This window comes from Bradyrhizobium sp. RDM12, assembly GCF_051917485.1.
Classification (GTDB): domain Bacteria; phylum Pseudomonadota; class Alphaproteobacteria; order Rhizobiales; family Xanthobacteraceae; genus Bradyrhizobium.
Genome location: NZ_CM133064.1, coordinates 4,580,959 through 4,605,573 on the forward strand (window position 1 = coordinate 4,580,959; position 24,615 = coordinate 4,605,573).

Here is a 24,615-nt window from a genome sequence, read left to right on the forward strand (position 1 = left end):
TGGCGGCTGATGATGTCGGGGTGCCCTCAGGCCGCGCGCAGGTTCGTCGCCGCCTGGAGCGCGCCGGCCAGCGCCTTCTCGCGATGTTCAGGGCCGACCTGGATGCCGTCAGCGACGATGAATTCGGGGCTCGTGACGCCCATGAAGGCGAATACGCCGCGCAAATAGGTTTCGAGATGCTCGAGCGATGCGGCCGGCGTGCCCGGGCCGTAATAGCCGCCGCGCGAGATCGCCACGATCACGCGCTTGCTGCCGGCAAGGCCCTGCGGTCCGTTCTCGCCATACTTGAACGTTTTTCCCGCCACCAGCACACGATCGATCCAGGCCTTGAGCTGGCTTGGAATCGTGAAATTGTACATGGGCGCGCCGATCACGACGATATCGGCGTCGAGGAACTCGTTCAGCACGGCCGCGCTGGCGGCAAGGTCGGGCCCGAGTTCGGCCGGCGCAACTGCTCCCTGCGCGGCCGCGAGATGCGATCCGGAGAGATGCGCGAGCGGGATCTGGGTCAGGTCGCGATAGATGAGGTTGAGCGAAGGCGTGGCCTGCCGCAGCCGGTCGACGATTGCCGCGGAAACCTGCCTGGAGACGGAGTGGGGGCCGAGCACGCTGGAGTCGAGATGGAGGAGTTTCATTTGGGTCACCCATGGTATAGATTTGTAACCCGCACTACATGAGTGACTGTCGAATTCCCCGCAAGAACGCACTTTTTTGAGCCATGGGCACATCTTTGAGACCTGCACACACCGATTTGCCTGCACCGCGCAGGCCGGATCCTGATCATGCGGACTGCCGTGGAGTCGCCTCCGTGCTGTCTCGCGTCGGCGACAAATGGAGCGTGTTCGTGATCATGATGCTGAGCGACGGACCAAAGCGCTTCAATGAGCTGAAACGGATGATCAATGGCATCTCGCAGCGGATGCTCACCTTGACGCTGCGTGGCCTCGAGCGCGACGGCCTCGTAACGCGCACGATCTTCCCGACCGTTCCGCCGCGGGTCGACTACGAGCTGACCGATCTCGGTCGCGGGCTGCAGGAGCCGGTGAAGGCGCTGGGAGAGTGGGCGATCGCGCATCAGGAGCAGATCGCATCGGCACGCACGCGCTTCGATGAGCGCAACGGCACCTAAATCAACGACACCGATCCGCCGCCGTGACGTTCGAGCCGTCCGGCGAGCTCCAGCTCCAACAGCACCGTGCGCACGATCGCGGGCGAAGCGCCGGACATCCGCACGAGGTCGTCGATTGTAACAGGCGTGGGGCCGAGCAGGCCCGTGATCTGGTCGCGGTCGTGTCCTTGCGGATCGCTCTCGAACGGCTCGCTGTCGGGTTCGCTCATCGGATGCATCGGCGGTCGCTCCATGATCGGTGCCACGGCGTTGACGATGTCGGCGGCTTCGGTCACGAGGGTCGCGCCCTGCTTGATCAGATCATTGGTGCCGGCCGCGCGCGGGTCGAGCGGCGAGCCGGGGACCGCAAACACCTCGCGGCCCTGTTCTGCGGCCATGCGCGCGGTGATCAGCGAGCCCGAGCGGTGCGCCGCCTCCACCACGACCACGCCGAGCGCAGCGCCGGAGATCAGCCGGTTGCGGCGGGGAAAATCGCGGGCGCGCGGCTCGTGGCCGAGCGGCATTTCGGACATCGCAGCACCCTGGTGATCGAGGATCGCGGTGAGCAGATCGCCATGTTCGGGCGGATAGATGCAATCATGGCCGCCGGCGAGCACGGCGATGGTACCGCTCTCCACGCTGGCCCGATGCGCGGCCTGATCGACGCCGCGCGCGAGCCCCGAGATGATGATGAAGCCGGCCTCTCCAAGCGCACGCGCAAGCTGGCCGGCGAACTTCAAGCCGGCGCCGGAGGCATTGCGCGAGCCGACGATCGCGATCATCGGACGCATGAGCGTTGCGTTGTCGCCGCGCACGGCGAGCAAAGGCGGCGCATCGTCGAGTGTCGCAAGCCGCGCCGGATAGCCGTTCTCGCCAGGCGCAAGCCAGGCGATGCCGAATTTGCGGCTCGCGGCGAGCTCGGCCTTCGCCTCGTCCGCGCTACAGATGCGCGCCGATCGCGCCGCACCGCCGCGGCGCGCCAGATCCGGCAGCCGCTCCAGCGCGGCCCGCGCCGTGCCGAAATGATCGACCAGCGAGCGGAAGGTGCGCGGTCCCGGTATTATGGCGCAAACGCCACAAGAACTTTGAACGGTCGCGCCCATCTCCACCGCAAAGGAGATCACCAATGGCGCGACACAGACCGACGCAAAACCCGTACACTCGACCGGCCATCTTCACCCTCGAACGGCTTCATGCCGAGCTAGGCGGGGCCATCCTTGAGAACCGGCAGAAGTACGATGAAATGAGCGAGCAGATGCGGCAGGTGGAAGCCGTCATCAAAATGCTCGACCCGACCTACAACCTGGCTGGCATCGCCGTGAAGCGGCGGAAGCCGAACAAGTGGTTCAAGCGCGGCACATTATATAGGAAGGCCGTGGACGTGCTCAGGACGGCCGCAGAGCCCATGACGGCTCAGGAGCTAGCTGCCGCCATCCTCGCCGCTGCCGGCGTACAGGACGCCTCCAAAGAGGACGTGCAGAACGTCGCGCTGGGGATACAGCACAGCCTAGCCAACCACGACGGTAAAGGCGTAGAGCGTGTCGGCGAGGCAAGGCCGTACCGCTGGACCCTTAAAATTGGGCCTTAAACCCCCTCTAGACATCTCTGGCACCCTCGGAACGCGTTGCGCCCGGGCTGGTTGTATGTAATCTGACTCCCATCAGCTTTCGGGAGGAATCGGCCCAGACCGATTGAGAGCGGAGTTTCCGTCATGAAGCGTTGGCACACTCGGCAGACCGCACCTAAACTTGCGGTTGCGCGTGGACTCGGCCACAATAGCAAATGGGCAAGGTTCCTCGGGGAAAGGCAACCAGAGTGTACGCAATTTGCTTTGATTTAGACCAAGAGCGTTTGGCTCAACACTATCCCGGGGCTAGCTCGAATAATGGCTATGCCGAGATCTGCAATATCCTTGGCAAACATGGCTTCCATCCTCAGCAAGGAAGCGTCTATTTCGATGACGAACATCAGACGCCGGTCACTTGCGTGCTGGCTGTGCAGGCCGTGCAGCAGGCTTGCCCATGGTTTCGCCATGCGGTGAGCGATATCCGCATGCTTCGCATTGAGGAAAACAACGACTTGAGTCCAGCGTTAGGAGAGCCGGACCTGTTGGATTTGGCTGGCGGGGCGGTTGCTGCTACCGGCTAATCAACAATGTGCCGCTGCCAGTAGCCAGTGAAGTCCACGGACTTGCCGCGCTTCAAGGCCAGCCCGGCAATCCGCTGCGTCTGATCGCCATTCGAGACGCGGCGGTTATCCTCACGCCATGAGGACTCCTGAGCGTAGCGGAGCAGGTACGGGCCGGCGATGTGGTGGTGAATGCCGATCTCGCCCCGACGCAGGCGGGAGAAGTATTCCTCGGCCATGTTCGTGCAGGCGCCGTCAAGGCTGTACGCCTCCTGATGGTTGATGCGCTTCACTTCGTAACGCTCATGGAGGTGATCCCAAGCGGCGGCTTCATCGGCGTGAACCGTGGTGCCTTTGGCGATACGGGAGCGGATGAAAGCGGCAGCTTGGCTCTCGCTGTTGAACACGGCCGGAACCGAGTTACCGCCGCGCTCGCGAACGATCACCACCACCTTGCGCTTGCCGGTCTGGTTCTGAGCGAAACGACGGTCTTTGCGATCCTCCTTGAGGTTGGCGGGCTTCACGTAGCCACCGAAATAGCCGCCGTCCACCTCAGCTACCTTGCCTTCGCCGCCAACCACGCGGCCTTTGAGTTCATCGGCCATGGCTTCACGGAGCTTGTGCAGGAGCACGAAGGCGCACTTATAGGAGACGCACAGATCGCGTGAGAGGGCCAGAGCGCTCTGGCCCTTCACTTCGTTGCAGAAGATCGCAATCGCCGCCAGATAGCAGCGGAGGGGCAGCTTGTGACTAGAGAACAGCGTCCCGCTGGTAAGGGTGAAGTCCTTTTTGCAGGCGCGGCAGCGGAAACGCGGAGCCCCCTTCAAGCGGCGGCAATCGTAAGCGTCAAGGCTACCGCACTGCGGGCAAACCGGCTCGCCGTTGGTATCAGCCCAGCGGATGCGGCGGAACGCCATTTCGGCATCGGCATCCTTCATCTGGAAAACCTGGGCCAGCGAGAGGGTCTTAGCCGCCCGGGAAAGAAGAAAGTGCTGTGCCATTTGGTGCCCCTCTCGTTTATGAAAGCTATCATATGTGAGAGGTTGCGACCTTGTCAACACCAATCTATCAGATATGATAGCCCCCAAATTGGAGGTGACGCCATGAACATCAAATCTGAAGAGGAGTGGGCCGAACGGGCCGCCGCCTTCCTGAAACACAAGCTGAAGGATACCGAAGTCACCTATGCCGAACTTGCCAAGCGGCTCAGGAAGCACGGGCTGAAGGAAACTGAGGCATCGATCACGAACAAGCTGGCTCGCGGGACGTTTCCCGCGACGTTCTTTCTAGCGTGTATTGCAGCTCTGGAATTGGAGGGTGTGGCGCTGGAGGAGATTTGAGCTAGTTGACCTTAAGATAAGCGCGCACGCTCGTCATAACAGCTTCGGCTTTTGGCTTTAGCTGAACGAACTTGTCGGAAAACCTAGCGTTTATGACGCCGAAGTAGTTTGGACTATTTACATTCTCTCCTTGCAAAAAAAACTGTCTAGATTCTTGCAGAGAATCATTCAACACGTTCTGCATGATCGACACGTTATCCGCAATCGCTCGATCAAAATCTTTAACTGCTCCCAACACCGGATTGGGTAAACGGCCCGATTCTGCAAACCGGGAAAGCATCGCACTGGAATTTTGATATTTCTTAGTGAGGATGATCATGGCGACTTTGCTTGGGTCCGGGTTATACGTGAATCCTCCCGGAGTCCGACTAAAACCGCCGCCAGCAATTTCTGCATCAAAGTGCACATGCTCCCGTTTTTGAGATACGGGGTCATATCAAACACATTTGTCTTTGTTCTTTCATTGGCCTCTAGTCTTGCTTTGGTCATTCTTACGTTGATCAAAAACATACTAGGAAAGTCGAATATCTCTCGCAGGTCCATTTCTGATTTCGACCCGATAAACGTTTCAAGTGCGTTGATCTCGTCCAATTGCGACTGGAACAGATATGGAGGGACTGGTTCTTGATGCCGAAAATTAATCAGCCAGCCACTTCCTATGAAAATAACAGTGAGAATAGAGGACAGAACCGATTTTCTGCCACGAGACCTAACCGGATCAAGATAGATTGCGAGAAGACCGACGGCGCATCCGCAAGATAGAAGTATTACAGCGATCACCAGATCGGACGAAGTCATTGCGCCGATCCACAACGCAATGACAACGCTCGTTTCTGTGGCGCGAATGAAATTGCGCCACCCACCCCCAAAACGATCTGCGGGGAGTGTTTTCGGCGGCATTTCCTGCCATTTGCGCGGCTGTTCTCTCGCGAGCCGCTGGCGCTCGTTCTGTAATTTTTTGTCCAAATCGGGTTGAGACATGGATCGCTTCCCCCTGGCTGAGACAATACCCTAGGGGTGGCAACCTTTGAATGTGGGTAAATCGCCTGTCCCGAGGTCATTTTCCGACCCCGGTGGCGTTTGCGCCATAATACCGCGCGGTCCGACATTGTCCGAGCGGATCAGCCGCAAGCGGTCGATCCTGTCGGCCTCGGTCAGTTCTATGCTGTTATTGATGGCGTCCACGGCGTCTCCTTGCGGACGCAGAATGGAACAACCTGAGGGCGTGGGCAACAGCTCCGTGTGCTTGCGTGGCCTCGTCGTGATGCTAAAAGCCATCCCAATAAGAAGGATTTTGCCATGATCTCGCTCGCCGACCTCCAGCGCCGCATCGCGAGCGGCGAGCTTTCCCCTGATGACGCCATCGCCCAGTCGCATGCGGCGATCGAGGCCAAGGAGAGGGACGTTCGTGCCTTCGTCCGTCACGACAAGTCGGCGAAGGCGCAGGCCTTCGGCCCGCTGCGGGGCATCGCGGTCGGCATCAAGGACATCATCGATACCGCTGATATGCCGACCGAGATGGGCTCGGAGATCTATCGCGGCTGGCAGCCGCGCGCGGATGCGCCTGTGGTGATGATGTTGAAGCGGGCGGGCGCCACCATCATCGGCAAGACCACGACCACGGCATTCGCCTCGCGCGATCCGACCCCGACGCTCAATCCGCACAATCTCGGCCATACGCCGGGCGGCTCGTCGTCGGGCTCCGCGGCGGCCGTCGGCGCCGGCATGATCCCGCTGGCGCTGGGCACCCAGACCGGCGGCTCGGTGATCCGGCCGGCGGCCTATTGCGGCGCCGCTGCGATCAAGCCGTCGTTCCGGATGCTGCCGACCATCGGCGTGAAATGCTATTCCTGGGCGCTCGACACGGTCGGCCTGTTCGGATCACGCGCGGAGGATCTCGCGCGCGGACTGTTGGCAATGACCGGGCGCACTGAGTTCGCGGGCATTGCGCCGGCGAAGTCGCCGCGCATCGGCGTGGTCCGGCAGGAGTTTGCCGAGGCGGTCGAGCCGGCGGCGGAAGAGGGATTGCAGGCGGCGATCAAGGCGGCCGAGAAAGCCGGCGCCAGCGTGCGGACCATCGATCTGGCCGAGGCGGTCAAGGAGGCCTGGCGCATCCATCCCATCATCCAGGATTTTGAGGCGCATCGGGCGCTCGCCTGGGAATTTGACCGGCATCACGACGCGATCGCGCCGATGCTGCGCGAGAGTCTCGATGCCACCGTCGGACTGACGCCGAAGGAATACGACGACGCCCGCCGGATCGCGCGTCGTGGCCGCCGCGAGCTTGGCGAGCTGTTCGACGGCTTCGACGTGCTGCTCACCTATTCGGCGCCCGGCACCGCGCCGGCCAAGGAGCTCGCCTCGACCGGTTCGCCCCGCTACAACCGGCTCTGGACGTTGATGGGCAATCCTTGCGTCAACGTGCCGGTGATGAAGGTCGGCGGTCTCCCGATCGGCGTCCAGGTGATCGCGCGCTTCGGCAACGATCCTGGCGCGTTGGCGGCGGCGTGGTTCCTGGAGAATGCGCTGGCGAAATCAGGCTAGCGCGGGCTCGCGATCGTCCGATTTGATCCGCACCGCGGCGGCGGGCGAACTCTGCCCGAGCCAGCGTCCGGCGGCTTCGCGGCCGCTTCGGTGCAACAGGCGGATGAAGCCGCGGCCGAGATCGGTCGACGAGCGCTGCGCGAGGCCCTCGATCGAATCTTCAGCGGCGATTTTGGAGAGCCGCAGCGCGGGGGCTGCGTGCGACTGCGCCCATGCGATGGCCGCGATCTCGGCCTTGAGCGCGGCGTTGGCCGCGATCTGGTCGAGGCGGCGATCGATCGCGGCGAGCGTGATCGGAACATAGCTGTCGCGCGTCGGCGTGACCTGGACGAGCAGCAGGTCGGCAGTTGTCGATTGCTGCGCCAGCTCGATCAGCGGCGGATTGCCGCCAAGCCCGCCATCCCAATAGGCCTCGCCGTCGATCTCGACGGCGCAGTGAACCAGGGGCGGGCAGGTCGAGGCCAGCGCGACGTCGGCAGTGATCGCGTCATTGCCGAAAATCTGCTGCTGGCCGTCGCGGATCCGCGTTGCCGCGATCAAGAGCTTCGGGCTTCGGGCATCGCGCAAGCCGGCAAAATTGATGTCGCGTGATAGCGCGAGGCGCAGCGGATCGAGATCGAACGGATCGAACTGGCCGGAGCGCAGCGTCGGCCCGAACGCGACCGAGCTTCCCGCCGGCGAGAAGCCGCCGATCAGCATCAGCGAGCGGAACGAGGCCTCGTGCATCAGCCGGATCCAGAACCGGTTCAGCCGCGAGCGGGCGCCTTCGCGGCCGCCTTCGGCAAGGCCGCAAGCCAGCAGCAGCGCGTTGATGGCGCCGGCGCTGGCGCCGCTGATCGCATCGAATTCGATGGACGGCTCTTCCAGCAGCCGTTCCAGCACGCCCCACGTGAAGGCGGCAAAAGTCCCGCCGCCCTGAAGCGCCAGCGACAGATTTCGCGGCGGCCATTGCCCGGCGCGCGGCTGCGCAGGCGCAGCCCTGGTTACGATCTCGACCGTTGCAGGAGCTTGCAACACGGGAGCAGATGGGTGAGCGGGGACACGCTTCGGCGCGGGCGGCGGTGAGGGCGCATCGAACCAGATGTTGGTCGACGAGAGCAGCCGGCTTGCCGCAGTGCCCTGCGAGCCACCATCGTCATGCGTGCCGTCCATCTTCTCGCTCATTCTGAGCAACCGCGTAACACCATTTCTGCTGTCAGGATGACAGGCATCGAACCCGTTCGCCACTGCGGGCCGCGAAGCCCGTCCGAGTTGCGAACAGGAATTGGCATATAATGCGGAGACCCCGCGGCGGTATCCGTACTTTTTCCGGCCTTACGCCTTCTCGCCGATGCGGCTTTCCTTGCCCGATTGCAGCCGCTTGATGTTCTCGCGATGCGCGTAGAACAGCAGCAGCGTCAGCACCACGGCGAGCGCTGCGAGCGCGAGGTGGCCGAACCACCACAGGAACAGCGGCGTGATGAAGGACGCCACCAGCGCGGAGAGCGAGGAATAGCGGCTGGTGAAGGCGGTGGCTAACCAGAGCACGCAGAATACGACCGCGGCCGGCCAGAACAACCCCAGCAGAATGCCGATATAGACCGCGACGCCCTTGCCGCCTTTGAACTTCAGCCAAACCGGGAAGAGGTGGCCGAGGAAGGCGCCGAGGCCAGCGACCATCGCAGCGTTGGGGCCGGCGATATAGCCGGCGATCACCACCGCCGCCGTGCCCTTGAGCGCATCGAGCAGCAGGGTGCCGGCGGCGAGGCTCTTGCGGCCAGTGCGCAGCACGTTGGTGGCACCGATGCTGCCGGAACCGATCGAGCGGATATCCTGCGTGCCGGCAAGTCTGGTCAGCACCAGCCCGAACGGAACCGATCCGAACAAATAGCCGATGATGAAGGCCACCGGCAGGAATGCATCAAGCTCCATGGCGGTGTCTCCATGGCTGACATAGCCCGCGCCCATGATCCGGTCCCGACGTGTTGCCGCGACGCGAGACGAGGTCCGCGTCGCCAAAAGACTGTCTCTTAGACATGCTCAAAAACCGTCCGTCCGCCGACGATGGTCCGCACCACGCGGCCTGTAAAGCGGGCTTCGTCGAACGGAGTGTTCTTGCAGGGCGATTTGAGGTCGGCGGGATCGACCACCCAGGGCACGTCGGGATCGATCACGATGACGTCGGCCGGGCTGCCTGCGCGCAGGGTTCCGCCGGGCAGGCCGAGCAGCTCGGCCGGCCGCGTCGACATCGCCCGGATCAGCGTCTTGAGGTCGAGTTCGTCATTGTGAACCAGCCGCAGGCCCGCCGGCAGCATGGTCTCGAGGCCGATCGCGCCGGGAGCCGCTTCCGCGAACGGCAAGCGCTTCATCTCGACGTCGTGCGGATTGTGATCGGACATGATGACGTCGACGAGGCCGGAGGCCACCGCCTCCACCAGCGCACGGCGATCGTCCTCGCTGCGCAACGGCGGCGACAGCTTCAGGAAGGACCGGTAGGGGCCGATGTCGTTCTCGTTCAGCGCAAGATGATTGATCGAGACCGAGGCGCTGACGGCAAGGCCGGCATCACGGGCGCGCTTCAGGATCTCGAGCGACTCGATGCAGGAGAGAGAAGCAGCGTGATAGCGGCCGCCGGTCAGCGCGACCAGGCGCATGTCGCGTTCGAGGATCACGGCCTCGGCGGCCTTGGGGATGCCCATCAGGCCGAGGCGCGAGGCGAACTCGCCCTCGTTCATCACGCCTTCGCCGACGAGATCGGGATCCTCGGTGTGATGCACGATCAGCGCGTCGAAATCGCGGGCGTAGGTCAGCGCGCGCCGCATCACCTGCGCATTGGTGACGCTGCGGTCGCCGTCGCTGAAGGCCACGGCGCCCGCGGCCTTGAGCAGGCCGAACTCGGTCATCTCCTCGCCGCGCATGCCCTTGGTCAGCGCCGCCATCGGCTGGATGTTGACGATCGCGGTGTCGCGCGCGCGCCGCATCACGAAATCGACCGTCGCGGAATTGTCGATGACCGGAGATGTCTCGGGCTGGCAGATGATGGTGGTGATGCCGCCGGTCGCGGCCGCCTGGCTCGCGGACGCGAAGGTCTCGCGATGACTGAAGCCGGGCTCGCCGACGAAGGCGCGCATATCGATCAGGCCGGGCGCCACGATCTTGCCGGAGCAATTGACGACGTCGGTACCCTCGGGGACGCCGGCCGCACCGATGCCGCGACGGGTTTCGCGGATGACGCCGTCGGCAATCAGGACGTCGCCGGGGCCATCGAAATCCCTGCCGGGATCGATGATGCGGGCGTTGGCGAGCAGGATCGGGCGGCGGTCAATCAGCATGAGCATCACGCGTTCGGCAGGTTGCGGGCGAGCGCTTCGAGCACCGCCATGCGTACGGCCACGCCCATCTCCACCTGTTCGCGGATCAGGGACTGCGCGCCGTCGGCGACTGCGGTGTCGATCTCGACGCCACGGTTCATCGGGCCGGGATGCATCACGAGCGCGTCGGGCTTGGCGTAGCCGAGCTTCTTCTGGTCGAGGCCGAAATAGTGGAAATATTCGGACGTCGACGGCACGAAGGAGCCGTTCATGCGCTCGCGCTGCAGCCGCAGCATCATGACAATATCGGCACCGTTGAGCCCTTCGCGCATGTCGCGCGCGACCTCGACGCCCATCCGCTCGATGCCGGGCGGCAGCAGCGTGGAAGGGCCGACGACGCGGACCCGGGCGCCCATGGCGTTGAGCAGGATGATGTTGGAGCGGGCGACACGGGAATGCAGCACGTCGCCGCAGATCGCGACCACGAGACCCTCGATCCGGCCCTTGTTGCGGCGGATGGTGAGCGCGTCCAGCAGCGCCTGCGTCGGATGCTCATGCGCGCCGTCGCCGGCATTGATCACGGAACCGTCAACCTTGCGGGCCAGCAGTTCCACCGCGCCGGAGGCGTGATGGCGCACCACCAGGATATCCGGATGCATGGCGTTCAGCGTCATCGCGGTGTCGACCAGCGTCTCGCCCTTCTTGATGGACGAGGAGGACACCGACATGTTCATGACGTCGGCGCCGAGGCGCTTGCCGGCGAGCTCGAACGAGGACTGGGTTCGGGTCGACGCCTCGAAGAACAGGTTTATCTGCGTCCGTCCACGCAGGACGGTGCGCTTCTTGTCAACTTGGCGGTTGAGCTCGACATATTCTTCGGACAGGTCGAGGAGGCCGCTGATGTCGGCCGCGGAAAGGCCCTCGATGCCCAGCAAATGCCGGTGGCCGAGGACGAAGGTCGATTTCGATGTCATTAAAGCGAGAGCTATAGGCGCGGATGGCGGGGGGAGCAAGGGCCAATGCCCGGGCAGGGAGTTATCCCCTGATCTGTCTGTTTTCTCGCCGTGGCGGGACCTCTTCTTCGTCATGCCCGGGCATAGCCGTCCGAAGGACGGCGTCGCTTCCGCTAGCCTATGTTCCGGGTATCCACGATCTTCCATCGCATTTGACGCAAAAAGGACGTGGACGGCCGGGACAAGCCCGGCCATGACGATGTGGAGCTCCCGTTGAAAACAAGCCTGACAGCGCTCTTGGCAATAGCGACCATCAGCACAGCCCAAGCCCAATCGCTCCCCGGCGGTTTCGCCTATTTGCGCGATGTCGATCCCAGCATCATCCAGGACATCCGCTACGCCACCGCGAACAATTTCGTCGGCCGTCCGCTCGCCGGCTATGGTGCGGGCGAATGCGTGGTGAAGCGCGAAGTCGGATTGCGGCTGAAAGCAGTTCAGCAGGAACTCGCCCGGCAAAATCTCTCGCTCAAAATGTTCGATTGCTACCGGCCCGCGCGCGCCTCGCTCGATATGGTGAAATGGTCGCAGAACGGCCGCGAGACATCGGCCGATCGGCGCTACAATCCGAGGATTCCCAAGACCGAGCTGTTCCGCCTCGGCTATATCGCGAGCCGTTCGCAGCATTCGACGGGTGCCGCACTGGATCTCACGCTGGTCGATCTCAAGGCTGACAATTCCGCCAGGATCGATCCCGCAAAATCCTATGCCGACTGCACCGCGCCGGTCGAGGCGCGGCTGCCGGAAGGCAGCGTCGACATGGGCACCGGTTATGATTGCACCGACGCGAAAGGGCATACCGCGGCACCGTCGATCAATCCGGATCAGCGCGCCTGGCGCAAGCGGCTGGTGACGGCGATGGCGAAACAAGGCTTTGTGAACTATTCGAAAGAGTGGTGGCATTTTCCCTGCCGGGGGCGGGCGGGGCGGCCTATGATTTCCCGATCCAGCCGCGAACAAGGTAGAGTTCAATTGAAGCGGAAGCAGCCGCGAGTCGGGTTGCCTCTCCCAAGGGGAGAGGTCGGCGCGAAGCGCCGGGTGAGGGGATCAAGTCCCCCGGCACAGCGTAACCCCTCACCCGCGCCTTCGGCGCGAGCTCTCCCGTCGGGAGAGGTGGCACCGCTCGTGCCGAGACAGATTGATCGGAAGTGCAGATGACCCAGCCGAGCTTCGCGACCCACGAGGTCTTCAACCAGTCGCCGCCGTTCGAGGACGTCGACCTGTTTGCCGTCGATCGCCCGCTGGTCGACGCCGTGAAGGCCAATGGCGGCGCCGCGGCGGAGCGGGAGCTGTCCGAGTTCGGGAAACATTGGGGTTCGGCGGCGATGGCCGATCGCGGGCGTGCGGCGAACGAGAACGCGCCGAAACTCCGCAGCTTCGATGCCAAGGGCAATCGCCGCGACCAGGTCGAATTTCATCCCGCCTATCACGAACTGATGGCGCACAGCGCGCATGCCGGCGTGCACAATTCGACGTGGACGGCGGATGGGAAACCGGTGGGCGATGCCGCCGAAGTCATTCGTGCCGCAAAATTCTACATGGCCTCGCAGGTCGAGACCGGCCATTTATGCCCGATGACGATGACCCGCGCCTCCGTTGCGGCGCTGGCGATGCAGCCGGACCTGCTTGCCAAGGTGATGCCGGTGTTATCGACGAAGAGCTACGATCCAAGCTTCACGCCGTGGTGGGACAAGCGCGGCATGACGCTCGGCATGGGCATGACCGAGAAGCAGGGCGGCACTGACGTGCGCGCCAACATGACGCGCGCGGTGCGCGACGGCAACGCCTACCGCATCACCGGCCACAAATGGTTCATGTCGGCCCCGATGTGCGACGCGTTCCTCGTCCTGGCGCAGGCCGAGCAGGGATTGACCTGCTTCTTCATGCCGCGCTTCGCGCCTGACGGATCGGTCAATCCGATCCAGTTCCAGCGGCTGAAGGACAAGCTCGGCAATCGTTCGAACGCATCCTCGGAAGTGGAGTTCGTCGGCGCCCATGCCGAACGCGTTAGCGAAGAAGGCAAGGGCATCCGCACCATCATCCAGATGGTGCAGTTGACGCGGCAGGATTGCGCGATTGCCTCCGTCGGCCTGATGCGCTCGGGGCTCGCGCACGCGCTGCATCACGCCCGTCACCGCAGTGTGTTCCAGAAACATCTCGCCGATCAGCCCTTGATGCAGGCCGTGCTGTCCGACATGGCGCTGCATGCCGAGGCGAGCACCGCACTCGTCATGCGGCTCTGCCGCGCCTTCGACCGCACGCCGTACGACGCGGCTGACGCCGCCTACATGCGGCTGCTGACGCCCGCGATCAAATACTGGACCTGCAAGAGCGCACCGCCATTCCTTTACGAAGCAATGGAGTGCCTCGGCGGCAATGGCTATGTCGAGGACGGCATTCTGGCGCGCCACTACCGGGAGTCGCCGGTCAACGCGATCTGGGAAGGCTCGGGCAACGTGATGTGCCTCGACGTGCTCCGCGCGCTCTCGCGCGAGCCGGAGGCTGCCATGGCCGTGCTGCAAGGTCTTGCGGCCGAGACGAAAGACCTGCCTGGGGCGAGCGAGGCGGTCGCCTTCATCGCCAGGACCTTCGGTCGTGCCGATGGCGAGCGCGTCGCGCGGCTCGCGGTCGAGAAGCTGGCGCTGCTGGCCGCCGCAGCCGCGCTCAACGGCGTCTCACCCCACCACGCTGAGCTGTTCGCCGCGACGCGCCTCGCCGTCAATCACGCCAGCATGTACGGTGCCGTGGAGCTCGATAGCGGTGACGTCCGTGGGCTGCTGGAGCGGGCGCTGCCGTGAGCCTGCCAAACGAAAGCCTTCTGATGGATTCCTCAATCCCGATCATCCGCCGCTGATCCTCAGGTCAGCGCCCCCGCGCGTCTGGAAGTTCTGGGGCACGGCGCTGTGGGGCCTGCTCGTCTTTGTCGCGATGTTCGTCGGCCAGGTCGGGGCGATCCTGCTGCTGGGGCTCATGCGCGGGCTGCCGCTCGACATGGACTCGATCCAGTCGGTCGGCCGCGAGCCGCAGGCGCTCGCGCTTTCGGTCATCATGGGCCTGCCTGCGACGCTCGCAGCGGTGTGGCTTGCCATCCGCCTCAAGAAGGCATCCTTCGTCGACTACCTCGCGCTGCGCTGGCCGTCCTGGAGGCAATTCTTGCTCGGCGCCGCCGGGCTCATCGTCACCGTGATGGCCTGGGAGATCGTGTCGCGATCCCTCGGCCGCGAGGCCACGCCGGGCTTTATGGCCGATCTCCTGAAATCCGGCCGCGACAAGGGCGCGGCGCTGTTGCTGTTATTCGCCTTCAGCGTGGCAGCGCCGGTGTCGGAAGAAGTGCTCGCACGCGGCTTCCTCTTCCGCGGCTGGTCGGCGAGCTTCCTGCGCGTGCCGGGCGCGATCATCCTGTCGTCGCTGGTGTGGACGGCGGTGCATCTGCAATACGATCTGTACTTCCTCGCCGAGGTCTTCTCCATCGGCCTCTGGTTCGGCTACATGCGCTACCGCGCCAACTCGCTCTGGCTTACCATCGTGCTGCATGCGCTGAACAACATGACGGCGGTGGTGCTGACGATGTGGTTGGGGAGCTGAGGCGGGCGATTGCCTCACGTTCCGTCATTGCGAGCGCAGCGAAGCAATCCAGATTACCTCGGCGGAGACAGCCTGGATTGCTTCGTCGCAAGGGCTCCTCGCAATGACTGTTGAGAGAGGTGCGCTCGCAAGGACGTTGGTTTGGCAGTCTGCTCTGAACTACAGGCATAAGAGCAATTGCCCGGCGAAATCTCAATTTGTATGTTAGGTAGAAGCGATTATTAATTTCGCTAGAAGTTGTTGCGGAAGCCAGTCATGTCCGAACTCGAAAATGCTCGTCCCCTAGGGGCAGACCCATCCCCGCAACCTCGCACATTCGATTTCTTCGAAACCTTGTTGGTCGCCCTAATCACCTATGCGGCGTTCCTATTCGCAGCCCAGCTCACGATCATGTTGAGCTTACCGGCTTTTATGAACGGGTTATCGTCGGAGCAGGTCGACGTATTGTGGAAGCAGCCGCCCCGGCAGGGCGCGGCGGTGATTTTTGCGACTCCGGCAGCGATCGCAGTACTTTGGGTTGCGATCCGACGGGCGGGAAGGGAATTCACCGAGTATTTAGCTCTGAATTGGCCAAGCAGAGACGACATCGTCATTGTTCTTGGCATCATGACAATTTTTTTAGCAGTCGAAGCCTTCGTAACGATCAAACTTGGAATACGCGACCTCAAACCAACTCAGAACTTGTAGTTGGAGGTGCAACTGGACTGATAATGTTCGCTGTGATCATCTGCGTAGCTGCTCCGATCCTTGAGGAGTTCGTATTTCGTGGATTTATGTTTCGAGGGTGGTCGCAGTCGTTCCTGGGGCCGATCGGTGCGATCATGCTTACGTCGGTGCTATGGGCGATGCTGCATAGCCAGTACGGTTGGTATGAGCGCTCCTGGATATTCGTCGATGGTCTCGTACTCGGTTACTTTCGCCTTCGTTCCAATTCCACTTGGCTGACGGTCGTGGCTCATTCAGCCATGAATATGGCTATCCTGTTTTTGGGCGGGCCTTACGTCTAACGCTCACGCCACCAACGCGATCGCGATCGGCATCGTGATCGCCGCCAAAATTGTCTGCAGCGTGATGATCTGCGCCAGCAGCGGCGCATCGCCGCCCATCTGGCGGGCCAGCACATAGGCGCTCGGCGAGGTCGGCACCGCCGCGCAGATCGCGACGATGGCGAGGTTGGTACCTGACAGGCCGAACCAGACGGCGAGCACCAGCGCAAGCACCGGCATCAGCGCCAGCTTGAACGCCACGCCGATCGTCGCGGCCATGCTCGGACGGAGCAGGCCCTTGAGCTGGAGGCCGGCGCCGGTGACGAGCAGGCCGATGGCGAGCGAGGAGCGGCCGAGCGCGTCAGCAACCTCGTGCCAGATTTTCGGCAGCGGCAGGTGAACGACGTTGATGAAGAGGCCGATGGCGCAGGCCCAGATCAGCGGATTGCGGATCACCGTCATGACGATGGCGCGCGCCGATTGCTTCTCCGGCGCGGCGTAATGGGCGAGCACGGCGACGCTGAACACGTTGACGAGCGGAATGATCGCGACCATGGCGACCGAGGCCAGCGCCAGCCCGACGTCGCCGTACAGATTGGCGGAGACGGACAGCGCCACATAGGTCTGCCAGCGCGTCGCGCCCTGGAAGATCGAGGTGAAGGCGGGGCCGTCGATGTCCAGCCGCGACAGGATGGGTCGCAGCGCGAGGCACAACAGCGACATCGCGAGCGCCGACAGCAACAGCGCGCCGCCGACGCCGGCGACCGGCACCTTTGTGAGGTCGGCCTTCACCAGCGTCTGGATCAGGAGCATCGGAAACAGCACGAAATAGGTCAGCCGCTCCAGCCCGTGCCATTGCGTGTCCAGCCGCATCAGGCTGCGCCTGAGCACCACGCCGAGCACGATGAGGATGAAGACCGGCAGCAGCGCCGCGATCACGATGGCCATGGATCAGCCATTGTCTGAAGCCGTGCGAAGATTGGCGAGCCGGTCGAGCGCGCCCTGCAGGATGAAGATCGCAGCGTGCTCGTCGATCACCTCGGCGCGCTTGGCGCGGCTGACATCCATGCCGATCAGCTCGCGCTCGACGGCCGCGGTCGAGAGGCGCTCGTCCCAGAGGCCGATCGGAAGCGTGGTCAGGTTGGCCAGATTGCGCGCAAACGCGCGGGTCGACTGGGCGCGCGGGCCCTCGCTGCCGTCCATGTTGATGGGCAGGCCGAGCACGAAGCCGACGACCTTGCGTTCGGCTGCGATGGCGAGCAGCCGCGCGGCGTCCTGCTTGAACGCCTTGCGCTGGATGGTCTCGACACCGGTCGCGAGCCGGCGGTCCGGATTGGAGACGGCAACGCCGATGGTCTTGGTGCCCAAGTCAAGGCCGATCAACCCGCCGCGGTCGGGCCAGTGGGTTGCAGCGTCGACGAGGGGCAGGATAAGAGCCGGCATGGACTAGCGCATATCACGCGTCACGCCGCGGAGTGAACCCTGAACGATGGATGCACTGACACTATTCGGCCTGCTCGCCGTGACGGCGATGCTGGTCACCTACGCCCTCGAAGACCGCAGCCACTGGTTCGTGCTGCTGTTTGCCGCTTCTTGTGCGCTTGGCTCGGCCTATGGCTTCCTGCAGGGGGCCTGGCCGTTCGGTCTGGTCGAGGCGATCTGGGCCTTCGTTGCGCTGCGGCGGTGGTTCATCAGGCCGCGATGATGTCGTCGTCCCTGGTCAGGCATGACAGGAAGCCCTGAAGCGCGCTGGTTTGATGGCCGGCACGGCGCTGGATGAACAGCGTCTCGACGCGAGAATGCGACGGGCTCAGCGGATGCATCGTCACGCTGCCGTTCATCGCGCTGCGCTCGACCACCGCGCGCGGCAAGAGCGTCACGCCCATATCGGCGGCGACGCAGCCGATCATGCCGTCGAGCGTCCCGAGTTCGAAGCGCGCGGCCGAAGGCCAGCCGAACTCGACGAAGATTTGCTCGAGCCGCTGCCGATAGGTGCAACCGGTGCGGAACGCGAGCGCCGTCGGGCCGGATTCGGGCGTGCCGGCGCGCAACTCGGTCAGTGAAGACCAGCGCCGCGCGCTGACCAGCACCAGCTTTTCGCGGAACGCGCTGGTTACGGCGAGGTCAGCATGCGCGATGGGACCGGCGACGAAGGCGCCATCGAGCGTGCCTTCGAGCACGCCGGTGACGAGATCGGCGGTCGGCGACGTGCGCAGGCTCAGCCGCACGGCGGGGAAACGGCGGTGGAAATCGGCCAGCAGCGGCGGCAGCCGCACCGCGGCCGTCGTCTCCATCGAGCCGATCGAAAGCGGTCCCTTCGGCTCGCCATCGTCACGCGCCGCGAGCACGGCCTCGCGCGACAACGCCGCCATCCGTTGCGCGTAAGGCAAAAGGCGCTTGCCGGCGCCGGTCAGCGCCATGCCGCGGCTATGGCGCTCGAACAGCGGCGTGCCGATCTCGGCCTCCAATGCCTTGATGCGCTGGGTGACGTTGGATTGTACCGTGTTGAGCTCTTCGGCGGCGCGGGTGATGCCCCCGGTGCGGGCGACCGCGGCAAACGTCTGGATGTCGCTCAGTTCCATGGCGTCGTTTCGCTTTTGTGATGGCTGCGTTCGCTACAATTCATTTTTCGAGAATGCTAGTTGCGCCTAAGGTCTCTGTCCAGAGCGGGAGACCTCATGCCGATCACCACGCCGCTAACGGAGCTTTTCGGGATCAGGCATCCGATCTTGTCGGCGCCCATGGACACGATCGCGGGCAGCCGGCTCACCCGCGCCGTCAGCGAAGCCGGCGGCTTCGGGATCCTCGGCGGTGGCTACGGTGACTGCGCCCGGCTTCAGGCCGAGGCCGCGGAGCTGAAGGGCTTTGCGCCGTTCGGCATCGGCTTCATCACCTGGAGCCTGACAAAACAACCTGAGCTTCTCGACATTGCGCTCGATGCCGGCCCGCAGGCCGTCATGCTGTCGTTCGGCGATCCCGCGCCATTCGCGCCGCAGATCAAGGCGAGCGGTGCGCGATTGATCTGCCAGGTCCAGAGCGAGGACATGGCGAAACAGGCACTCGATGCCGGCGCGGAGATCTTGATCGCGCAGGGTACCGAGGCGGGCGGCCATGGCGCATCGCGAACGACAGTCGATATCGTGCCTGCAATCGTCGACCTCGCGGCCGGGCGCGCGCCCGTCGTTGCGGCCGGCGGGATCGCCGATGGCCGCGGCCTCGCCGCGATGATGATGCTCGGTGCATCCGGCGTGCTGGTCGGCACGCGCTTCTATGCGAGCGTGGAGGCCAATGGCGCCGCCGAAGCCAAGGAGCGCATCCGCACAGCCGACGGCAATGACACCGTGCGCGGCGTCGTTCCCGACTGGTCGCGAAAACTGTTCTGGCCGGCGCCGTTCACCGCGCGAACGCTGGTCAACGGCCATATCAAGAACTGGACTGGCCGCGAGGTCGAGCTGATGCAGCGCGCAGACGAGATCGCCAGGGAGTATGCCGCGGCAAAAATGGCGGGCGATTTCGAAATCGCGGCCGTGTTTGCAGGAGAAGCGGTCGGCCTGATCCATGATATTCCACCGGCCGCCGAGATCGTCGAGCGGATTGCGACCGAGGCCGAGCAGCTCCTCGCCGGCCGGCGCAACTCGATCGCATCGCTCGCCTGAACCAAAGAGACACCATGTGGCCCGACCGTCGACTGATTGATCTCTTCAAGACTGAATTTCCGATCGTGCTGGCGCCGATGGCCGGCGTGATGGACGCGGAGCTCGTGATCGCCGTGGCGGAGGGCGGCGGGCTCGGCTCGTTGCCGAGCGCGATGCTGTCGCCGGAGAAGGCGCGCGAGCAGGTCAACATCATCCGCCAGCGCGTGAAGGCGCCGGTGAACATGAACTTCTTCTGCCACACGCCGGTCGAGCTCACGGCCGAGGCCGAAGCGCGCTGGAAGCAGCGGCTCGCGGGCTATTACAGCGAGCATGGCCTCGATCCCGCTGCGCCGATCAATGCGGCGAACCGCGCACCATTCGATGCTGGTTTCTGCGCGGTTGTCGAGGAGCTGAAGCCGGAAATCGTCAGCTTCCATTTCGGCCTGCCGGAGCCGGCGCTGCTCAAGCGCGTGAAGGCGGCAGGCTGTCTCGTCATCTCGTCGGCCACGACGGTGAAGGAAGCGGTCTGGCTCGAACAGCGCGGCGCCGATGCCGTGATCGCCCAAGGCGCCGAGGCCGGCGGCCATCGCGGCATGTTCCTGACCGATGAGATCTCGGAGCAGCCCGGCACGTTCGCGCTGGTGCCGCAGGTCGCCGATGCCGTGAAGGTGCCGGTGATCGCGGCCGGCGGCATCGCGGACGGGCGCGGCATTGCGGCGGCCTTTGCGCTCGGCGCCTCCGGCGTGCAGATCGGTAGCGCCTATCTGCGCTGTCCGGAGTCCAAGGTCAGTGCGGGCGGCCGCAAGGCACTTGCCGAGGCGCGGGACGATTCCACCGTCATTACCAATGTGATGACCGGCCGTCCGGCGCGTGGTGTCCAGAACCGCCTGATGCGCGAGACCGGCCCGATCTCTCCGGATGCGCCGCCGTTTCCCCATGCGGCGACCGCGCTGGCGCCGCTGAAGGCGGCCGCCGAAAAGCAGGGCAGGGTGGATTTCACCAATCTCTGGGCTGGACAGGCCATCGCGCTCGGCCGTGAGATCCCCGCAGCCGAATTGACCCGGGATCTGGCCAGATCGGCGCTGGCCCGCATGAAGGCACTGGTTGGGTAAAGTCCCGGCGCCGGTTGCGGTGCAAAACCGGCCTCTGCTATACGGCACATAGGTTTTGCCGTGAGAGGCCTTATATAATGTCCGTCGACGCCGCTACCGTCCGCCGCATCGCGCATCTGGCGCGCATCGCGGTTTCCGACGACGAGGTTCCGCATCTGCAGGGCGAGCTCAACGCCATGCTCGCCTTTGTCGAGCAGCTCTCGGAGGTCAATGTCGAGGGCGTGGAGCCGATGACCTCGGTCACCCCGATGCAGATGAAGAAGCGGCAAGACGTGGTCAATGATGGCGGGATCGCCGACGATGTCGTTGCCAACGCGCCTGCGACCGACGGTCACTTTTTCCTGGTGCCCAAGGTGGTCGAGTAATTTCTAGGACCAAGTCCCATGTGCATGCTTTGCGACGATGAGAAGGCCTATCAGGCCTACATGAACTATCTCGACAAGATGGAGCGGCAGGGCAAGGCTGCCGATCCCAATGTCGCCGTCAATGCCGTGCTCGACGAGATCGAGGCCGCTGCGAACGCCGCCGCCAAGAAAAAAGACGACCCGGCCAACGACAAGACCCTGTCTCCGTTCTTCTGCAGCCCGATCAATAAATGACCGATTTGACATCGCTGACGCTCGCCGAGGCCCGCAAAGGTCTCGCGGCCAAGACTTTCACGTCACTCGAGCTGACCGACGCGCATCTCAGCGCGATCGAAGCGGCGCGCGTGCTCAACGCCTTCGTGATGGAAACGCCCGATCGCGCGCGTGACATGGCGAAAGCCGTGGACGAGAAGATCGCCAAGGGCGACGCCGGTCCGCTCGCGGGCATCCCGCTCGGCATCAAGGACCTGTTCGCAACCAAGGGCGTGCGCACCACGGCCTGTTCAAAGATCCTCGGCAATTTTGTGCCGACTTATGAATCCACCATCACCTCGCAGCTCTGGCGCGACGGCGCCGTGATGCTCGGCAAGCTCAACAACGACGAGTTCGCGATGGGCTCGGCGAACGAAACCTCGTGCTTCGGTCCCGTCGGCAATCCCTGGCGGCGCGACGGGAGCAACACCACGCTGGTGCCGGGCGGCTCGTCCGGCGGCTCGGCCTCCGCGGTGGCGGCGCTGCTCTGCATGGGCGCGACCGCGACCGACACTGGCGGCTCGATCCGCCAGCCGGCCGCGTTCACCGCGACCGTCGGCATCAAGCCGACCTATGGCCGTTGCTCGCGCTGGGGCATCGTCGCCTTTGCCTCCTCGCTCGACCAGGCCGGTCCGATCGCGCGGAGCACCCGCGATGCGGCGATGCTGCTGCGCTCGATGGCCGGTCACGATCCGAAGGACACGACCTCGGTCGACGTTGCCGTGCCGGATTACGAAGCCGCCATCGGCAAATCCGTGAAGGGCCTCAGGATCGGTATTCCCAAGGAGTATCGCCTCGACGGCATGCCGGCCGAGATCGAAAAACTCTGGAGCGAGGGTGCGGCCTGGCTGAAGGCGGCCGGCGCCGAGCTTGTCGAGGTGTCGCTGCCGCACACCAAATACGCGCTGCCGGCTTACTACATCGTGGCGCCGGCGGAGGCCTCGTCCAACCTCGCGCGCTATGACGGCGTCCGCTACGGCCTGCGCGAGCAGGGCAAGAGCGTCATCGAGCAGTACGAGAACACGCGTGCCAGAGGCTTTGGTGCGGAGGTGCGCCGCCGCGTCATGATCGGCACCTATGTGCTGTCGGCCGGCTATTACGATGCCTATTATCTGCGCGCTCAGAAGGTGCGTACGCTGATCAAGAAGGACTTTGAGGATTGCTTCGCCAAGGGCGTCAACGCGATCTTGACGCCGGCAACGCCGTCGGCGGCCTTCGGTATCGGCGAGAAGGGCGGCGCCGACCCCGTCGAGATGTATCTCAACGACATCTTCACGGTCACCGTGAACATGGCGGGCCTGCCGGGCATCGCTGTGCCCGCGGGCAAGGACGCGCAGGGCCTGCCGCTCGGGCTGCAGCTGATCGGTCGTCCCTTTGACGAGGAGACGCTGTTCTCGCTCGGCGAGGTGATCGAGCAGGCTGCCGGCCGCTTCACGCCCGCGAGGTGGTGGTGAATGTCGCCGCGTTCATCGCGAGCCTCGACGGCGCGGCGCCCGCGCCGGACCTGAGCGCGCCGCTCGCCGGTCTCTGGTGGGCCGCGAAGGGCGACTGGGACCAGGCGCACAAGATCGTCCAGGACGACAATGGCCGCGATGCCGCCTGGGTGCACGCCTATCTGCATCGCGTCGAAGGCGATCTCGGCAATGCCGGCTATTGGTACCGCCAGGCCGGCCAGCCTGCGGCGAAGGATTCATTTGAAGCGGAGTGGGAGCGGATCGCTGCCACGCTGCTCGGGAGCAAGACATGAGCACGGCCACGCACAAGCTTCTGAAGGGCTCAACCGGTGAGTGGGAGATGGTCATCGGCATGGAGATCCATGCCCAGGTGACCTCGAACTCGAAACTGTTCTCGGGCGCGCCCACCGCATTCGGCGGCGAGCCGAACTCTCATGTGTCGCTGGTCGATGCCGCGATGCCAGGCATGCTGCCCGTCATCAACGAGGAATGCGTCAGGCAGGCTGTCCGGACCGGGCTCGGCCTCAACGCAAAGATCAATCTGCGTTCGGTGTTCGACCGGAAAAACTATTTCTATCCGGACCTGCCGCAGGGCTATCAGATCAGCCAGTACAAATCGCCTGTGGTGGGCGAGGGCGAAGTGGTGGTCGAGCTCGACGGCGGCCGCAGCGTCTCCATCGGCATCGAGCGGCTGCATCTGGAGCAGGACGCCGGCAAGTTGCTGCACGACCGGTCGCCGACCATGTCCTATGTCGATCTCAACCGCTCCGGCGTGGCGCTGATGGAGATCGTCTCCAAGCCCGACATCCGCGATGCCGAGCAGGCCAAGGCCTATGTGACCAAGCTGCGCTCGATCCTGCGCTATCTCGGCACCTGCGACGGCGACATGGAGAAGGAAGCTTTGCGCGCCGACGTCAACGTCTCCGTGCGCAAGCCGGGCGGGCCGCTCGGCACCCGCTGCGAAATCAAGAACATGAACTCGATCAACTTCATCGGCCAGGCGATCGAGTACGAAGCGCGCCGCCAGATCGAAATCCTCGAGGATGGCGGCCAGATCGACCAGGAGACGCGGCTCTACGACCCCAACAAGGGCGAGACGCGCTCGATGCGCTCGAAGGAAGAGGCGCACGACTACCGCTATTTCCCCGATCCGGACTTGCTGCCGCTGGAGTTCTCGCAAGGCTTTGTCGACGAGCTGAAGGCCGAGCTCCCCGAGCTGCCGGACCAGAAGAAGACGCGCTTTGTCGCCGACTTCGGTCTGTCGGCTTACGACGCGAGCGTGCTCGTCGCCGAGCGTGAGAGCGCAGTGTTCTACGAAACGGTGCTCGACAGGCTCGCCAACCGCGCCCGCGACGGCAAGATGGCGGCGAACTGGGTGATCAACGAGCTGTTCGGCCGTCTCAACAAGGAAGGACGGGATATTACGGGCTCTCCCGTCAACGCCGAGCAGCTTGCCGCGATCGTCGATCTGATCGGCGAGGGCACGATCTCCGGTAAGATCGCCAAGGATCTGTTCGAGATCGTCTGGCAGGAGGGCGGCGACCCCCGTGCGCTGGTCGAAAGCCGTGGCATGAAGCAGGTGACGGATCTTTCGGCGATCGAAAAGGTTGTCGACGACATCATCGCGGCCAATCCCGACAAGGCCGCGCAGGTGAAGGACAAGCCGCAGTCGCTCGGCTGGTTCGTCGGCCAGGTGATGAAGTCATCCGGCGGCAAGGCGAACCCGCAGGCCGTCAACGAGCTGCTCAAGTCCAAGCTCGGCGTCTGACGTCGCGCGCTCGGACGAGGTGACGACACACTTCGTCAC

At 64.0% G+C, this 24,615-nt stretch carries 29 protein-coding genes and 2 pseudogenes; 18 read left to right on the top strand and 13 right to left on the bottom strand.

Annotated features, from left to right (window positions below):
• Positions 1-26: 26 nt before the first annotated feature.
• Entirely contained in the window at positions 27-635 is a 609-nt protein-coding gene (locus ACTGJ9_RS22300) for an FMN-dependent NADH-azoreductase (protein ID WP_456672857.1), read from the bottom strand.
• 83 nt (positions 636-718) lie between these two features.
• Here ACTGJ9_RS22300 and ACTGJ9_RS22305 point away from each other — a divergent pair, with 83 nt between their 5' ends.
• Entirely contained in the window at positions 719-1,129 is a 411-nt protein-coding gene (locus ACTGJ9_RS22305; protein WP_456672858.1) for a winged helix-turn-helix transcriptional regulator, read from the top strand.
• On the opposite strand, the gene dprA is transcribed toward ACTGJ9_RS22305, so the two are convergent.
• Positions 1,126-2,211: a DNA-processing protein DprA gene (gene dprA / locus ACTGJ9_RS22310; RefSeq protein WP_456678588.1), complete on the bottom strand. Its 1,086-nt coding sequence runs from the start codon at positions 2,209-2,211 to the stop codon at positions 1,126-1,128. The genes ACTGJ9_RS22305 and dprA overlap by 4 nt on opposite strands.
• Before the next feature lie 23 nt (positions 2,212-2,234).
• On the opposite strand from dprA, the gene ACTGJ9_RS22315 reads away from it, so the two are divergent.
• Positions 2,235-2,696 (top strand): hypothetical protein, encoded by a 462-nt coding sequence (locus ACTGJ9_RS22315; protein ID WP_456672859.1) that lies wholly within the window; start codon positions 2,235-2,237, stop codon positions 2,694-2,696.
• Between the two features lie 227 nt (positions 2,697-2,923).
• Positions 2,924-3,256: a virulence factor gene (locus ACTGJ9_RS22320; RefSeq protein ID WP_456672860.1), complete on the top strand. Its 333-nt coding sequence runs from the start codon at positions 2,924-2,926 to the stop codon at positions 3,254-3,256.
• On the opposite strand, the gene ACTGJ9_RS22325 is transcribed toward ACTGJ9_RS22320, so the two are convergent.
• A complete protein-coding gene (locus ACTGJ9_RS22325; protein ID WP_456672861.1) occupies positions 3,253-4,236 on the bottom strand; it encodes an IS1595 family transposase in 984 nt (327 codons plus the stop codon). The two genes, ACTGJ9_RS22320 and ACTGJ9_RS22325, sit on opposite strands and share 4 nt — an antisense overlap.
• Before the next feature lie 102 nt (positions 4,237-4,338).
• On the opposite strand from ACTGJ9_RS22325, the gene ACTGJ9_RS22330 reads away from it, so the two are divergent.
• Positions 4,339-4,575, top strand: a complete 237-nt coding sequence (locus ACTGJ9_RS22330) for a DUF6471 domain-containing protein (protein WP_234684005.1) — start codon at positions 4,339-4,341, stop codon at positions 4,573-4,575.
• A gap of 1 nt (position 4,576) precedes the next feature.
• Here the strand turns inward: ACTGJ9_RS22330 and ACTGJ9_RS22335 are convergent, their stop codons facing one another.
• The 3 genes and pseudogenes from ACTGJ9_RS22335 to ACTGJ9_RS22345 form a co-directional block, all read right to left on the bottom strand.
• Positions 4,577-4,894, bottom strand: a complete 318-nt coding sequence (locus ACTGJ9_RS22335; protein WP_456672862.1) for a hypothetical protein — start codon at positions 4,892-4,894, stop codon at positions 4,577-4,579.
• A complete protein-coding gene (locus tag ACTGJ9_RS22340) occupies positions 4,891-5,556 on the bottom strand; it encodes a hypothetical protein (RefSeq protein ID WP_456672863.1) in 666 nt (221 codons plus the stop codon). The genes ACTGJ9_RS22335 and ACTGJ9_RS22340 overlap by 4 nt, the downstream gene beginning before the upstream one ends.
• A gap of 114 nt (positions 5,557-5,670) precedes the next feature.
• Positions 5,671-5,784 (bottom strand): annotated as a pseudogene (locus tag ACTGJ9_RS22345) (DNA-processing protein DprA); the annotation flags it as partial.
• Between the two features lie 90 nt (positions 5,785-5,874).
• On the opposite strand from ACTGJ9_RS22345, the gene ACTGJ9_RS22350 reads away from it, so the two are divergent.
• The gene (locus ACTGJ9_RS22350; protein WP_456672864.1) at positions 5,875-7,119 is read left to right on the top strand and encodes an amidase; all 1,245 of its coding nucleotides are present in this window, start codon (positions 5,875-5,877) and stop codon (positions 7,117-7,119) included.
• Here the strand turns inward: ACTGJ9_RS22350 and ACTGJ9_RS22355 are convergent.
• From ACTGJ9_RS22355 to ACTGJ9_RS22370, 4 genes are all read right to left on the bottom strand, one after another.
• The gene (locus ACTGJ9_RS22355; RefSeq protein ID WP_456672865.1) at positions 7,111-8,283 is read right to left on the bottom strand and encodes a patatin-like phospholipase family protein; all 1,173 of its coding nucleotides are present in this window, start codon (positions 8,281-8,283) and stop codon (positions 7,111-7,113) included. The two genes, ACTGJ9_RS22350 and ACTGJ9_RS22355, sit on opposite strands and share 9 nt — an antisense overlap.
• Before the next feature lie 150 nt (positions 8,284-8,433).
• Complete coding sequence (plsY, locus tag ACTGJ9_RS22360; RefSeq protein ID WP_456678589.1) at positions 8,434-9,030, bottom strand: glycerol-3-phosphate 1-O-acyltransferase PlsY; 597 nt, start codon at positions 9,028-9,030, stop codon at positions 8,434-8,436.
• Positions 9,031-9,128: 98 nt separating this feature from the next.
• Entirely contained in the window at positions 9,129-10,430 is a 1,302-nt protein-coding gene (locus ACTGJ9_RS22365) for a dihydroorotase (protein ID WP_456678590.1), read from the bottom strand.
• A 5-nt stretch (positions 10,431-10,435) separates the two neighbouring features.
• Positions 10,436-11,383: an aspartate carbamoyltransferase catalytic subunit gene (locus ACTGJ9_RS22370; RefSeq protein WP_456672866.1), complete on the bottom strand. Its 948-nt coding sequence runs from the start codon at positions 11,381-11,383 to the stop codon at positions 10,436-10,438.
• A 252-nt stretch (positions 11,384-11,635) separates the two neighbouring features.
• On the opposite strand from ACTGJ9_RS22370, the pseudogene ACTGJ9_RS22375 reads away from it, so the two are divergent.
• From ACTGJ9_RS22375 to ACTGJ9_RS22395, 5 genes and pseudogenes are all read left to right on the top strand, one after another.
• Positions 11,636-12,384: pseudogene (locus ACTGJ9_RS22375) on the top strand (M15 family metallopeptidase).
• Between the two features lie 189 nt (positions 12,385-12,573).
• On the top strand, positions 12,574-14,217 hold the full coding sequence (locus tag ACTGJ9_RS22380) for an acyl-CoA dehydrogenase family protein (protein WP_456672867.1): 1,644 nt from the start codon (positions 12,574-12,576) through the stop codon (positions 14,215-14,217).
• Positions 14,189-15,004, top strand: a complete 816-nt coding sequence (locus ACTGJ9_RS22385; RefSeq protein WP_456678591.1) for a CPBP family intramembrane glutamic endopeptidase — start codon at positions 14,189-14,191, stop codon at positions 15,002-15,004. Before ACTGJ9_RS22380 ends, ACTGJ9_RS22385 begins: the two co-directional genes overlap by 29 nt.
• A 255-nt stretch (positions 15,005-15,259) precedes the next feature.
• Positions 15,260-15,691, top strand: coding sequence for a hypothetical protein (locus tag ACTGJ9_RS22390; protein ID WP_456672868.1), 432 nt, complete (start codon positions 15,260-15,262; stop codon positions 15,689-15,691).
• Between the two features lie 23 nt (positions 15,692-15,714).
• Positions 15,715-16,011, top strand: a complete 297-nt coding sequence (locus tag ACTGJ9_RS22395) for a CPBP family intramembrane glutamic endopeptidase (protein ID WP_456672869.1) — start codon at positions 15,715-15,717, stop codon at positions 16,009-16,011.
• A gap of 3 nt (positions 16,012-16,014) precedes the next feature.
• On the opposite strand, the gene ACTGJ9_RS22400 is transcribed toward ACTGJ9_RS22395, so the two are convergent.
• Entirely contained in the window at positions 16,015-16,938 is a 924-nt protein-coding gene (locus ACTGJ9_RS22400; protein ID WP_456672870.1) for an AEC family transporter, read from the bottom strand.
• A gap of 3 nt (positions 16,939-16,941) precedes the next feature.
• Positions 16,942-17,433 carry a Holliday junction resolvase RuvX gene (gene ruvX, locus ACTGJ9_RS22405; protein ID WP_456672871.1) on the bottom strand — a complete coding sequence of 164 codons (492 nt, stop codon included), beginning with the start codon at positions 17,431-17,433 and terminating at the stop codon, positions 16,942-16,944.
• A 46-nt stretch (positions 17,434-17,479) separates the two neighbouring features.
• Here ruvX and ACTGJ9_RS22410 point away from each other — a divergent pair, with 46 nt between their 5' ends.
• Positions 17,480-17,695: a hypothetical protein gene (locus ACTGJ9_RS22410; RefSeq protein WP_456672872.1), complete on the top strand. Its 216-nt coding sequence runs from the start codon at positions 17,480-17,482 to the stop codon at positions 17,693-17,695.
• Here the strand turns inward: ACTGJ9_RS22410 and ACTGJ9_RS22415 are convergent.
• Positions 17,682-18,572: a LysR substrate-binding domain-containing protein gene (locus ACTGJ9_RS22415; RefSeq protein ID WP_456672873.1), complete on the bottom strand. Its 891-nt coding sequence runs from the start codon at positions 18,570-18,572 to the stop codon at positions 17,682-17,684. The genes ACTGJ9_RS22410 and ACTGJ9_RS22415 overlap by 14 nt on opposite strands.
• Positions 18,573-18,668: 96 nt before the next feature.
• Here ACTGJ9_RS22415 and ACTGJ9_RS22420 point away from each other — a divergent pair, with 96 nt between their 5' ends.
• From ACTGJ9_RS22420 to gatB, 7 genes are all read left to right on the top strand, one after another.
• Entirely contained in the window at positions 18,669-19,646 is a 978-nt protein-coding gene (locus tag ACTGJ9_RS22420; protein ID WP_456672874.1) for an NAD(P)H-dependent flavin oxidoreductase, read from the top strand.
• Positions 19,647-19,660: 14 nt separating this feature from the next.
• Positions 19,661-20,737: an NAD(P)H-dependent flavin oxidoreductase gene (locus tag ACTGJ9_RS22425; RefSeq protein ID WP_456672875.1), complete on the top strand. Its 1,077-nt coding sequence runs from the start codon at positions 19,661-19,663 to the stop codon at positions 20,735-20,737.
• A gap of 77 nt (positions 20,738-20,814) precedes the next feature.
• Positions 20,815-21,102, top strand: coding sequence for an Asp-tRNA(Asn)/Glu-tRNA(Gln) amidotransferase subunit GatC (gene gatC / locus ACTGJ9_RS22430; protein ID WP_456672876.1), 288 nt, complete (start codon positions 20,815-20,817; stop codon positions 21,100-21,102).
• An 18-nt stretch (positions 21,103-21,120) separates the two neighbouring features.
• Positions 21,121-21,336, top strand: a complete 216-nt coding sequence (locus ACTGJ9_RS22435; RefSeq protein ID WP_014494728.1) for a hypothetical protein — start codon at positions 21,121-21,123, stop codon at positions 21,334-21,336.
• Positions 21,333-22,808: an Asp-tRNA(Asn)/Glu-tRNA(Gln) amidotransferase subunit GatA gene (gene gatA / locus ACTGJ9_RS22440; RefSeq protein WP_456672877.1), complete on the top strand. Its 1,476-nt coding sequence runs from the start codon at positions 21,333-21,335 to the stop codon at positions 22,806-22,808. The genes ACTGJ9_RS22435 and gatA overlap by 4 nt, the downstream gene beginning before the upstream one ends.
• A complete protein-coding gene (locus ACTGJ9_RS22445; RefSeq protein WP_456672878.1) occupies positions 22,799-23,101 on the top strand; it encodes a hypothetical protein in 303 nt (100 codons plus the stop codon). Before gatA ends, ACTGJ9_RS22445 begins: the two co-directional genes overlap by 10 nt.
• Complete coding sequence (gatB, locus tag ACTGJ9_RS22450; protein WP_456672879.1) at positions 23,098-24,576, top strand: Asp-tRNA(Asn)/Glu-tRNA(Gln) amidotransferase subunit GatB; 1,479 nt, start codon at positions 23,098-23,100, stop codon at positions 24,574-24,576. Before ACTGJ9_RS22445 ends, gatB begins: the two co-directional genes overlap by 4 nt.
• Positions 24,577-24,615: the final 39 nt, after the last annotated feature.